This is a genomic window from Promicromonospora sp. NPDC060204 (genome assembly GCF_042728455.1).
Classification (GTDB): Bacteria; Actinomycetota; Actinomycetes; order Actinomycetales; family Cellulomonadaceae; genus Promicromonospora.
In genome coordinates this window covers 1-10,888 of sequence record NZ_JBHWZO010000219.1, presented here as the reverse complement: position 1 = coordinate 10,888, position 10,888 = coordinate 1, and the positions used below count along the sequence as shown (strand labels likewise).

The 10,888-nt window shown below is 73.0% G+C and carries 12 protein-coding genes; 6 read left to right on the top strand and 6 right to left on the bottom strand.

Annotation, left to right across the window (positions count from 1 at the left end):
- The 3 genes from ACFWEJ_RS22355 to ACFWEJ_RS22345 form a co-directional block, all read left to right on the top strand.
- The coding region (locus tag ACFWEJ_RS22355; protein WP_377231389.1) for a M16 family metallopeptidase at nt 1-1,272 on the top strand (1,272 nt) is incomplete at its 5' end.
- Nucleotides 1,273-1,361: 89 nt separating this feature from the next.
- Nucleotides 1,362-2,135 carry a 4-hydroxy-tetrahydrodipicolinate reductase gene (dapB, locus tag ACFWEJ_RS22350; protein ID WP_377231388.1) on the top strand — a complete coding sequence of 258 codons (774 nt, stop codon included), beginning with the start codon at nt 1,362-1,364 and terminating at the stop codon, nt 2,133-2,135.
- Nucleotides 2,132-2,611 carry a tetratricopeptide repeat protein gene (locus ACFWEJ_RS22345; RefSeq protein ID WP_377231387.1) on the top strand — a complete coding sequence of 160 codons (480 nt, stop codon included), beginning with the start codon at nt 2,132-2,134 and terminating at the stop codon, nt 2,609-2,611. Before dapB ends, ACFWEJ_RS22345 begins: the two co-directional genes overlap by 4 nt.
- Before the next feature lie 44 nt (nt 2,612-2,655).
- Here the strand turns inward: ACFWEJ_RS22345 and ACFWEJ_RS22340 are convergent, their stop codons facing one another.
- From ACFWEJ_RS22340 to ACFWEJ_RS22315, 6 genes are all read right to left on the bottom strand, one after another.
- On the bottom strand, nt 2,656-3,954 hold the full coding sequence (locus tag ACFWEJ_RS22340; RefSeq protein WP_377231386.1) for an MFS transporter: 1,299 nt from the start codon (nt 3,952-3,954) through the stop codon (nt 2,656-2,658).
- Nucleotides 3,955-4,051: 97 nt separating this feature from the next.
- Nucleotides 4,052-4,519 carry a hypothetical protein gene (locus ACFWEJ_RS22335; RefSeq protein WP_377231385.1) on the bottom strand — a complete coding sequence of 156 codons (468 nt, stop codon included), beginning with the start codon at nt 4,517-4,519 and terminating at the stop codon, nt 4,052-4,054.
- Nucleotides 4,520-4,634: 115 nt separating this feature from the next.
- The gene (locus ACFWEJ_RS22330; protein ID WP_377231384.1) at nt 4,635-5,138 is read right to left on the bottom strand and encodes a GNAT family N-acetyltransferase; all 504 of its coding nucleotides are present in this window, start codon (nt 5,136-5,138) and stop codon (nt 4,635-4,637) included.
- A 37-nt stretch (nt 5,139-5,175) separates the two neighbouring features.
- Nucleotides 5,176-5,496, bottom strand: coding sequence for an AzlD domain-containing protein (locus tag ACFWEJ_RS22325; RefSeq protein WP_020016801.1), 321 nt, complete (start codon nt 5,494-5,496; stop codon nt 5,176-5,178).
- Nucleotides 5,493-6,281, bottom strand: a complete 789-nt coding sequence (locus tag ACFWEJ_RS22320) for an AzlC family ABC transporter permease (RefSeq protein ID WP_377231383.1) — start codon at nt 6,279-6,281, stop codon at nt 5,493-5,495. Before ACFWEJ_RS22320 ends, ACFWEJ_RS22325 begins: the two co-directional genes overlap by 4 nt.
- 94 nt (nt 6,282-6,375) lie before the next feature.
- On the bottom strand, nt 6,376-7,848 hold the full coding sequence (locus ACFWEJ_RS22315) for an NAD-dependent succinate-semialdehyde dehydrogenase (RefSeq protein ID WP_377231382.1): 1,473 nt from the start codon (nt 7,846-7,848) through the stop codon (nt 6,376-6,378).
- A 13-nt stretch (nt 7,849-7,861) separates the two neighbouring features.
- On the opposite strand from ACFWEJ_RS22315, the gene ACFWEJ_RS22310 reads away from it, so the two are divergent.
- The 3 genes from ACFWEJ_RS22310 to ACFWEJ_RS22300 all read left to right on the top strand — a co-directional run bounded on the left by ACFWEJ_RS22310 (nt 7,862) and on the right by ACFWEJ_RS22300 (nt 10,785).
- Nucleotides 7,862-8,002, top strand: a complete 141-nt coding sequence (locus ACFWEJ_RS22310) for a hypothetical protein (RefSeq protein WP_377231381.1) — start codon at nt 7,862-7,864, stop codon at nt 8,000-8,002.
- 95 nt (nt 8,003-8,097) lie between these two features.
- Nucleotides 8,098-9,066 carry a 4-hydroxy-tetrahydrodipicolinate synthase gene (dapA, locus tag ACFWEJ_RS22305; protein WP_377231380.1) on the top strand — a complete coding sequence of 323 codons (969 nt, stop codon included), beginning with the start codon at nt 8,098-8,100 and terminating at the stop codon, nt 9,064-9,066.
- 33 nt (nt 9,067-9,099) lie between these two features.
- The gene (locus ACFWEJ_RS22300; protein WP_377231379.1) at nt 9,100-10,785 is read left to right on the top strand and encodes a ribonuclease J; all 1,686 of its coding nucleotides are present in this window, start codon (nt 9,100-9,102) and stop codon (nt 10,783-10,785) included.
- Nucleotides 10,786-10,888: the final 103 nt, after the last annotated feature.

Below are 10,888 nucleotides of genomic sequence, written 5' to 3'. Positions count from 1 at the left end.
GGGCAGGACGGCGCGACGATCCGTCGCTCCGTCCTGCCCGGCGGTGTCCGTGTGCTCACCGAGAACATGCCGGGCCAGCGCTCGGCCACGGTGGGCGCCTGGATCGGCGTCGGCTCGCGGGACGAGACCGACGGCCACTTCGGCTCGACGCACTTCCTGGAGCACCTGCTCTTCAAGGGCACGGCCCGCCGGTCCGCGATGGACATCGCCGAGGCGTTCGACGCCGTCGGCGGTGAGGCCAATGCGGCCACCGGCAAGGAGCACACCTGCTATTACGCGCGGGTGCTGGACTCCGACCTGCCGATGGCGGTCGACGTCATCTCCGACATGGTCACGTCCGCGCGCCTGGACACCGACGAGCTCGAGACCGAGCGCGGCGTCATCCTCGAAGAGCTCGCGATGAACGACGACGACCCGACCGACGTCGTGCACGAGCAGTTCTCCGCCGTCGTGCTGGGCGACCACGCCCTGGGCCGCCCCATCGGCGGTACGCCGGAGACGATCAACGCCGTCCCGCGCGACGCCGTCTGGGACCACTACCGCTGGAACTACCGGCCGGAGACCCTGGTCGTCACGGCGGCCGGCGGCATCGACCACGACAAGCTCGTGCAGCAGGTCACGCAGGCCCTGACCGACGGCGGCTGGGAGCTCGACGCCGCGACGCGGCCGCGCGACCGCCGCCCCTCCACGGAGGACCGGGCCGGCGTGCCCGAGGCGGGCGCCGAGCTGACCGTGAAGCGCGCCGTCGAGCAGGCCAACATCATCGTGGGTTCCACGGGCATCTCGGCCACGGACGACCGGCGCTTCGCGCTGTCCGTGCTGAACGCCGTGCTCGGCGGCGGCATGTCGTCGCGGCTGTTCCAGGAGATCCGCGAGAAGCGGGGCCTGGCGTACTCGACGTACTCGTTCGCCTCCGCGCACGGCGGCCTCGGCACGTTCGGCCTGTACGCGGGCTGCGCGTCCGCCAAGGCGGACCAGGTCACCGAGCTGCTCGTCGAGGAGCTCGAGAAGCTCGCGCGCGACGGCATCACCGAGGCCGAGCTCAAGCGGTCCGTGGGGCAGCTCTCGGGCGGCACGGTGCTCGGCCTGGAGGACTCCGGGTCGCGGATGAGCCGCCTGGGCAAGGCCGAGCTCGTGTACGGCGACCTGCTGTCGCTGGCCGAGTCGCTCGAGCGCATCCAGGCGGTCACGGCCGCCGACGTGCAGGACCTGGCGCAGGACCTCGCGGCGCGGCCGCGCTCGGTGGTCCGCGTGGGCCCGTTCGACAACTGAACCGCACCGCTGAGTGCTGGCTATTTGCGCTTCCGGACGCCTCGGAAGCGCAGATATCCAGCACTCAGCGAGGAACTAGGGTGTAGATCGTGAGTGACATCAAGGTGGCCGTGCTCGGTGCGACCGGGCGCATGGGCACCCAGGCCTGCGCCGCGGTCGAGGCGGCCGACGGGCTCCAGCTCGTCGCCCGGCTCGGGCGCGGCGACACCGTCTCCGCCGAGACCCTGGCCGGGGCCGACGTCGCGGTGGACTTCACCGTGCCGGCGATCACCGAGGCCAACGTGCACGCGGTGCTCGACGCCGGCGCGCACGCCGTGGTCGGCACCACGGGATGGGACGACGCCTCCCGCGCGCGGGTCTCGGCCCACCTCGCGGAGCTGTCGCCCGGGGGCCAGGGCAGCACGAGCGCGCTCGGCGTGCTCATCGCCCCGAACTTCGGCCTCTCGGCCGTGCTCGCCATGACGTTCGCCGCGAAGGCGGCGCGCTACTTCGAGTCGGCCGAGGTCGTCGAGCTGCACCACCCGAACAAGGTGGACGCGCCGTCGGGCACCGCCCGGCACACCGCCGCGGCGATCGCCCGGGCGCGCGCCGAGGCCGGCCGCGGCCCGTCGCCGGACGCGACCGAGACGGGCTGGGACGCCCGCGGCGCCGACGTCGACGGGGTGCGCGTGCACGCCGTGCGGCTGCGCGGGCTCGTGGCGCACGAGGAGATCCTGTTCGGCAACGAGGGCGAGCAGCTCGTGATCCGGCAGGACTCGTTCGACCGGGCCTCGTTCATGCCGGGCGTGCTGCTCGCGATCCGGTCCGTGGTGTCCCGGCCCGGGCTGACCGTGGGGCTCGAGAACGTGCTGGACCTGTCGTGAGCGAGTCCGCGCCGACGTCGTCGCGCCGGAGGCTGCCCCGGGGACTGCCCGGGGCCATCGCCGTGACGGCGCTGCTCGCGCTGTACGTGTGGCAGATCGCCGGGCGCGGCGTCTCGATGATGCGCACCGGCGAGCCGGTCCTGATCGCCATCGGCCTGGGTGTGCTGATCATCCCGCTGCTGGTCATCGGGCTGATCGCGCGCGAGTACTGGCTCGCGGCGACCGTGCAGCGCATGGCGGACAAGCTGTTCGCCGAGGGCGACCTCCCCGTGGACGACCTCCCGCGCTCGCCCGGCGGACGCATCGACCGCACCGCCGCCGACGAGGCCTTCGAGCCGTACCGCGCGGCCGTCGAGGCGACGCCCGAGAGCTGGCGCGCCTGGTACCACCTGGCCTTCGCCTACGACGCGTCCGGCGACCGCCGCCGCGCCCGCGAGGCGCTGCGGCGCGCGTCGCGGCTGTTCCGCACCGCCTGAGGGCACTGCCCGCCGGGCGGTGCCCCGGCCGCGAGGGAGCGTCGTCAGGCGGCCTCGGACGCCGGTACGGCCTCCGTCCCCAGGTGCGTCGGCACCCACCGCACCGCCACCAGCACGAGCCCGGCGACGAGCAGCACCGACGTGAGCATGAACGGGTAGGTGCGGTCGATCCCGGAAAGCCAGCCGGAGATCCAGCCGAACGGCGCTGCGGCGAGCATGATGCACGTGCGCTGGAGCGCCATCACGCGCGACCGCTCGGCCTCGTCCACGTGCAGCGCCACGAGCGACTCCGAGAGCATGAAGAGCATGCCCGCGCCGAAGCTGTCCAGCAGCAGGCACAGGCCGAGGAACGCGTACGTGGACGCCGTCGCGCCGCCCGCCGACGCGGGGATCGCGACCAGCACGACCTGCCCGGCGAGGTGCACGCCGAACCCCAGCAGCGTGGCGCGCCGCAGGTCCACGGCGGTGGTCAGCAGCGGGATGAGCGTGAAGAAGAAGACCACCGACAGCACCGAGCGGACCATCGGGAAGAACGGCAGCAGCGCGTCCGGCACGTTCAGGTGCTGGCTGGCCACCACCTGCCAGAACGTGCCGTTGACCAGCGTGACCGCCGCCGTCAGCGCGGCGATGGCCAGCGCCAGGAGCGACCCGCGCGAGCGCAGCAGCAGCCCGAGCACCCCGCGGTACCCGGCCAGCAGGTGCCACACGCTGTGCCCGCGGGTGGCGGCCATGCGGACCTCGCCCTGCCGGGTCTCCTTCGACCACAGGTAGAGCCAGACGATCTTCACCGTCATCACGATCGCCGCGTTGATGTACAGGATGCGGACGGCGGGCTCGAGCCCGAGCTGGGCGACCAGGAGGGCGGCGAGCGGCGCGAACAGCGCCGAGCAGTCGGCCGCGACCTTGACCAGCGAGTAGATCCTGGTGATCTGCCCCCGCTCGGCGTCCTCGACCATGAGACAGTCCCACGAGTTCTGCGTCACCTGCAGGGCGCCGTTCACCAGCGACGCCGCGAGGAAGAACCAGAAGTTCTCCGCGAACGCCCACAGCAGGCACGGGATCACCCAGGCGATCACGTCGAACCACGCCGTCGTGGCGCGCCGGCCGAGCCGGTCCGTGATGATGCCACCGGCCAGCCCGAAGCCGACCTGGGAGATCATGGCGATGGTCGCGAGCAGGCCGATCTGCTCGTCGTGCAGGCCCAGGGCCAGCATGAACACGGACGCGTACGGCAGCACCAGGGCCATGGACAGCCCCCACAGCGGCTCGGTCCACACACAGGCGCGAGGGTTGCCACGGAGCTCGACTAAGGTCCGCCAGAGCGGGTTGCGGGTGCGGTTCACCGGGAAAGTGAAGCACCTCTCCGGCCCGGGTCGCGCCATGTTTCCACGCTGCGTTCCATGCAGACGAGGTCCTCCCGCTCGTCCCACGGGTCGGTCCTCAGTCGGTCAGGCTCGTCCAGCAGTACATCCCCAGCCGCTCGTCGGCCGCGCGGGCGGCGAGCGCTCCGAGAGAGAGCAGCGCCGTGACGAGGGCCTGCGGGGAGACGGCGGGCGTCGTCGTGCCGGACCACTCGCGGGCGGCCTGGGCCAGGCGGGTCGGGCCGGCGGAGGCGAGGTCGTCCACGAGGGTCTGGGCGACCGTCACGATCCACGGCCCCTCCTCGCCGCCGCTGCCGACGAGCGCTCCGTGGCGCGGGTGCGCCGTGACCTCCGCGTACGGCCGGCCGGACAGCACGCCGGCCAGCCCGCCGAGCATCACGAACGGGTCCACGGCCGGCACGGCGACGGAGTCGAAGCGCGGCTGGTCGGTGCGCAGGTCGGGCTCGGACGGCCCGCCGGGCGCGTGGAGCGCCGTCGCCGCCACCTCGTCGGTGGGTGCTGCGAAGTACTCCGTGCGAATCCCCATGCCGCCGATGGTCGCAAGGTCGTGTCACGGGACTGTCACGTGGGCGTGAAACCTTCAGTTCGCCTGCCGAACATGGCGGGGCCGAGCGTGGCGGCGCGGACGCGCCGGGACGGCGTCAGATCTGGGCGGACCAGCGGTGCTCGACGACCTCGCGCACGCCCGTGGCGAGCGTGCGGCTGCGGCCGTCCTCGCCGAGGCCGCTGGCCTTCAGGAAGGAGGCGCGCGCCGCGTCGTCGACCAGGGCCCACGTGGTGACGGTGTCGGAACCGTCCGCGCGGAGCCGGTCGACGGCGGCGGCCAGCAGCCGCGAGCCGTGCCCGCCGCGCTGCACCTCGGGCAGCACCTCGAGCGAGAGCACCTGGCCCGGGGAGACGGCGGCGAACCCGACGACCTTGGGACCGGCGAGCGCCACGAACACGGCGAACCCCGGCCCGGGCGGCGACGTGATCGCCGACGCCCAGCGCTCGCGCATGGCGGGCACGTCGAGCGCCTCGAGCACCCCCTCGCCCAGCACGCCGGTCGAGCGCCAGGACGCGACCTGCACGTCGGTCACCGCCGACTCGTCACCGGCGACGGCGGGGCGGACGGACACGTCTGCGGTCTCGCGGAACAGGGCCATCACAGAACCCTAGCGCCCGCCGCCGGAGCGGTGCGCGTCAGCCCCAGCCCAGGGCGCGCAGGCCGGCCGCCGTGGCCGCGGCCAGCACCACCACCAGGATGAACGGGGCGCGCAGGGCGAGGGCCAGGGCCGCGACCGCCAGCGCGGGCACGCGGGCGTCGACGACGAGCGTGCGGCCGTCGGCGAAGCCCTGGACCACGACGAGCGAGACCAGGAGGGCCACCGTGACGAGCGTCGTGACCCGGGAGACACGTTCCGAGGCGAGCCACGAGCGCGGCACGAGGTGCCCGCCGAGCTTGAGCGCGAAGCAGGCCAGCGAGGCCACGAGCACGGTGGTCCAGAGGGCGGCGGTGGTCATCGGGCGGGCTCCCGGTCGGTCTCGTTCTCGGGGCTGTCGGTGGACGCCTCGTCGTCGGCGAACATGTCGTCGTCGGGCAGATCGACCGGCGGCACGACGGCGGACGGCGACGTCGGCGCGACCAGTCCCACGACGATCGCGACGGCGGCCGCGGCCAGCACGGGGATGCCTGGCGGCACGAACGGGATGAGCGCCGTGGTGGCCACGACGGCGAGCCCGGCCACGACCTGGGCGCGGCGCGGCGCCAGCCGCGGCCAGACCAGGGCGAGGAACGCGGCGGCAGCGGCGGCGTCGAGCCCCCAGGCCCGCGGGTCGCCCAGGGCGTCGCCGGCCAGCGCGCCGAGCAGCACGAACGCGTTCCAGAGCACGAAGACGCCGACCCCGGTGACCCAGAACCCGATCCGGGATGCGGCGGGGTCCGGCTGGGCGACGGCGACCGCCGTCGACTCGTCGATCGTGACCTGCGCCGCCGCGAGGCGCCGCCAGCCGCGCACCTGGAGCAGCGGCGAGACCACCGCGCCGTACAGGGTGTTGCGCAGGCCGAGCAGCGTGGCGGTGGCGATCGCGGCGACGGGCGTGCCCGCCGCGCCGATCACGCCGACGAGGGCGAACTGCGAGCCGCCCGAGAACATGAGCAGGCTCAGGGCCATCGTCGGACCGAGGCCGATGCCTGCCGCGACGGACAGGGCGCCGAACGAGATGCCGTACAGGCCGGTCGCCACGGAGACGCTCACGCCCTGGCGGACGGCGGCCCGGGCCGCCGGGTCGGTGGGGAGGACCTTCACGCTGTGAGGCTACGTGGTCGCCGGACCGGCCCGGCACAACGCCCGCGCTCCGGACGCCGCCGCCCGGGTCACGACCGCCGGCCGCGCGGCCCCGCTACAGCGCCACGTACACCGTCTCCTGGTACTCCTCCATGCCCGCCTCGGCGCCCTCGCGGCCCAGCCCGGAGGCCTTGACGCCGCCGAACGGGGCGCTCGCGTCGGACACCAGGCCGCGGTTGATGCCGATCATCCCGGCCTCGATCTCGTCCATCGCGCGCTGGGCCCGCGCGAGCGACGTCGTGTACGCGTAGGCGGCCAGCCCGAACGGGGTGCCGTTGGCCAGCTCGTACGCCTCGTCGTCGGACCCGAAGGCGACGATCGGGGCCACCGGGCCGAAGATCTCCTCCGTGACGACCCGCGCGTCCGCGCTGACGCCGGTGAGGACCGTGGGCTCGTAGAAGTGGCCGGGGCGATCGAGACGCCCACCGCCGGTGAGCACCTGCGCGCCGTGCGCGGCCGCGTCGTCCACGAGGTCGCTCACCTTCTCGACCGCGGCCTCGTTGATGAGCGGGCCCACCTGGGCGCCGGGCTGGTTGCCCGGGGCGGTGACCAGCGCGCCCACCGCGGTGGCGAACTTCTCCGCGAAGGGGCGCGCGACGGCGTCGTGGACCAGGAAGCGGTTGGCCGCCACGCACGACTGGCCGGAGTTGCGCAGCTTGGCGATCAGGGCGCCCTGCACGGCGGCGTCGAGGTCGGCGTCCTCGAAGACGACGAACGGCGCGTTGCCGCCCAGCTCCATCGAGCTGCGCAGCACGTTCTTCGAGGCCTGGGCGAGCAGGATCTGGCCCACGCGGGTCGAGCCGGTGAACGAGACCTTGCGCAGGCGGGGGTCCTCGAACAGGGGCTCGGTCACGGGGCCTGCCTGCGTGGTCGGGACCACGTTGACGATGCCCGTGGGCAGGCCCCGGCCGGCCGCCTCGGACCGGATGATCTCCGCGACCAGGAGGGTGGTCATCGGGGTGAGCTCGGCGGGCTTGACCACCACGGTGCAGCCAGCGGCGAGCGCGGGGGCGATCTTGCGGGTGGCCATGGCGATCGGGAAGTTCCAGGGCGTGATGAGCAGCGACGGTCCCACGGGCCGGCGGCTCACGTACTGCTTGTTGCCGCCCGACGGCGCCGTGCGCACCAGGCCGTCGGCGCGGACGGCCTGCTCGGCGAACCAGCGCAGGAACTCGGCGCCGTAGATCACCTCGGCGCGCGCCTCGGCCAGGGGTTTGCCGGCCTCTGCGGTGATGAGCGCGGCGATGTCGTCGGCGCGCGAGATGAGGCGGACGAACACGGCGCGCAGCAGCTCCGAGCGTTCGCGGGGCGGCACGGCGCGCCAGGCGGGGGCCGCGGCGTGGGCGGCGTCGAGGGCGCGCACGGCGTCCGCGGGGGTGGCGTCGGAGACGTCGAAGATGGGCTGGGCCGTCGCCGGGTCGGTGACCTCGAACGTGGCGCGGCCGGACGCGGGGCCCCAGTGCCCGTCGATCAGCAGTCCGGTGGGCAGGTGCGCCACGAGGGCGGGGGAGAGCGTCGTCGCCGTCATATTCCGAGTATCCATGTCGGCGCAAGCGCCGTCAGGTGCCGCCTACGCGGCGGGTCTGGCGGACGTCGCGCGGACCTGCGACCTGCTGCGCCTCGTCAACGACGACGTCGCCGGCGCCGCCGCCCGGCTGGAGCTGCTCGTCGAACCGGCGTGAGCGCGGTGCGTGAGCCCTTGTGCCCGTCGGGAGAACGCCCGGCGGGTCGGCGGCCACAAGCCCGGTGACGGGGCGGAGAACGGTACGGTAGGGCCATGGTTCTTCCCACTGATCCCGCGCGCCCGTTCGGCGCGGTCCTGACTGCCATGGTCACCCCGATGACGCCCGACGGCGCCGTGGACCTGAAGGCAGCGGTCAAGCTGGCGAAGAAGCTCGTGGACGACGGCAACGACGGCATCGTCCTGTCCGGCACCACCGGTGAGTCGCCGGTCACGCACACCCCGGAGAAGGAAGAGCTCGTCGCCGCCGTCGTGGAGGCCGTGGGCGACCGCGCCGCCGTCGTGGCGGGCGCCGGCTCCAACGACACCGTGCACGCGATCCGCATGGCCGAGCAGGCCGCGGAGTCCGGCGCGGACGGCCTGCTCGTCGTCTCGCCGTACTACTCGCGGCCCAGCCAGGAGGGCCTGTACCAGCACTTCGTGGCCGTCGCCGACGCGACCGACCTGCCCGTGATGCTGTACGACGTGCCCGGCCGCACCGTGGTGCGCATCGCGCCCGAGACCTACCGGCGCCTGGCCCGGCACCCCCGGATCGTCGCGAACAAGGACGCCACCGGCGACGTCTACTCCGCCAGCAAGCTCATCGGTGAGACCGGTCTGGCGTGGTACTCCGGCGACGACGGCCTGCTGCTGCCGTTCCTGAGCGTCGGCGGTGCGGGTATCGTGTCCGTGTCGGCCCACGTGGTCGGCGCTCACTTCGCGGAGACGGTCCGCCGGTTCGACGCCGGCGACATCGCCGGGGCGATCGAGGTCTTCCGTACCACGACCGGTGTGATCGACGCCCTGAACGGCGCGGGCGCCCAGGCCGTGATGGCCAAGGCCGCCGTCGAGATCCTCGGCGTCACGGACAACCGCTTCCTGCGTCTGCCGAACGTCGCCGCGTCGGACGACGAGGTCGCCGCACTGCGCGCGGTGCTGGCCGAGGCCGGCCTGCTGCGCGTCGACGACACCGCACACCAGCCCGAGGTGAATGAGCTCGCTCAGGCGAGCTCCGCCGGGCACTGAAACTTTCTGTTGGAACGAGGCCTTGGAGGCCACGTGAGTCATCCTCACCCCGAACTGTCCCTGCCCCCAGCACTGCCCGAAGGCGGTCTGCGCGTGGTCGCCCTCGGCGGCCTGGGCGAGGTGGGACGCAACATGGCGGTCCTGGAGCATGCCGGCAAGCTGCTCGTCATCGACTGCGGCGTGTTGTTCCCCGAGGACAACCAGCCCGGCGTCGACCTGATCCTGCCGGACTTCGACTACATCAAGGACCGTCTCGACGACATCGAGGCGATCGTGCTGACGCACGGCCACGAGGACCACATCGGTGCCGTGCCGTACCTGCTGCGCCTGCGCAAGGACATCCCCCTGGTGGGCTCGCGCCTGACGCTCGCGTTCATCGAGGCGAAGCTCAAGGAGCACCGCATCAAGCCCTACACCCTCGAGGTGAAGGAAGGGCAGCGCGAGAAGCTCGGCATCTTCGACTGCGAGTTCGTCGCGGTCAACCACTCCATCCCGGACGCGCTCGCCGTGGCGGTCACCACCGCCGCCGGCACCGTGCTGCACACCGGTGACTTCAAGATGGACCAGCTGCCGCTCGACGGCCGCATCACGGACCTGCGCGCCTTCGCCCGCCTCGGCGAGAAGGGCGTGGACCTCTTCATGGTGGACTCCACCAACGCCGAGGTGCCCGGCTTCGTGACGCCCGAGGCCGAGATCGGCCCCGTGCTCGACAACGTGTTCGCGCACGCCGACAAGCGGATCATCGTCGCGTCGTTCTCCTCCCACGTGCACCGCGTGCAGCAGGTGCTGCGCGCCGCGCACGCCCACGGCCGCCGCGTCGCCCTGGTGGGGCGCTCCATGGTGCGCAACATGGGCATCGCCGCCGACCTCGGCTACCTCGACGTGCCGCCGGGCGTGCTGATCGACCTGAAGAAGGCCGACTCGGTGCCCGACGACCAGATCGTCTACATGTCCACCGGCTCGCAGGGCGAGCCGATGGCGGCGCTCTCGCGCATGGCCAACGGCGACCACAAGGTGCAGGTCGAGTACGGCGACACCGTGATCCTCGCCTCGTCGCTGATCCCGGGCAACGAGAACGCCGTGTTCCGCATCATCAACGGGCTCACCCGCCTCGGCGCGCGCGTGGTGCACGGCGGCAACGCCAAGGTGCACGTCTCCGGGCACGCCTCGGCCGGCGAGCTCATGTACTGCTACAACATCCTCAAGCCCAAGAACGTCATGCCGGTGCACGGCGAGGTGCGCCACCTCGTGGCCAACGGGGCGCTCGCGGTCCGGACCGGCGTGCCGGCCGACCGCGTGGTGCTCGCCGAGGACGGCGTGGTCGTGGACCTCGTGGACGGCAAGGCCTCCGTGGTCGGCGCCGTGCCGTGCGGGTACGTGTACGTCGACGGCTCGTCCGTCGGGGAGATCACCGAGGCCGAGCTCAAGGACCGCGTGATCCTGGGCGAGGAGGGTTTCGTCTCAGTCTTCGCCGTGATCGACACGGCGACGGGTAAGGTGCTGGCACCGCCGCAGGTGCTGGCGCGAGGTATGGCCGAGGATGCCTCGGTGTTCGACAAGGTGATGCCGGAGGTCACCGCGGCGCTGGAGAACGCGATCGCGGGCGGGGCCACGGACACGCACCAGCTGCAGCAGATCATGCGCCGGACCATCGGTCGCTACGTAGCCACCCGGCTGCGGCGCAAGCCGATGATCGTGCCGGTGGTCGTCGAGGCGTGATCGGCACGGCCGGGGCCCGACCACTACGGTCGCGGCCTCGGACCGGCAGGTAAGCACTACCCCTCGGGCGGGGTAACGCTGAGGTAGCACTGCTACCTCAGCG

Excerpts from the sequence above, each read along its gene's own strand:
- ACFWEJ_RS22335 (WP_377231385.1), bottom strand. The coding sequence starts at position 4,519 with ATGGGGATTCGCACGGAGTACTTCGCAGCACCCACCGACGAGGTGGCG.
- ACFWEJ_RS22330 (WP_377231384.1), bottom strand. The coding sequence starts at position 5,138 with ATGGCCCTGTTCCGCGAGACCGCAGACGTGTCCGTCCGCCCCGCCGTC.
- ACFWEJ_RS22325 (WP_020016801.1), bottom strand. The coding sequence starts at position 5,496 with ATGACCACCGCCGCCCTCTGGACCACCGTGCTCGTGGCCTCGCTGGCC.
- ACFWEJ_RS22315 (WP_377231382.1), bottom strand. The coding sequence starts at position 7,848 with ATGACGGCGACGACGCTCTCCCCCGCCCTCGTGGCGCACCTGCCCACC.
- ACFWEJ_RS22310 (WP_377231381.1), top strand. The coding sequence starts at position 7,862 with ATGTCGGCGCAAGCGCCGTCAGGTGCCGCCTACGCGGCGGGTCTGGCG.
- dapA (WP_377231380.1), top strand. The coding sequence starts at position 8,098 with ATGGTTCTTCCCACTGATCCCGCGCGCCCGTTCGGCGCGGTCCTGACT.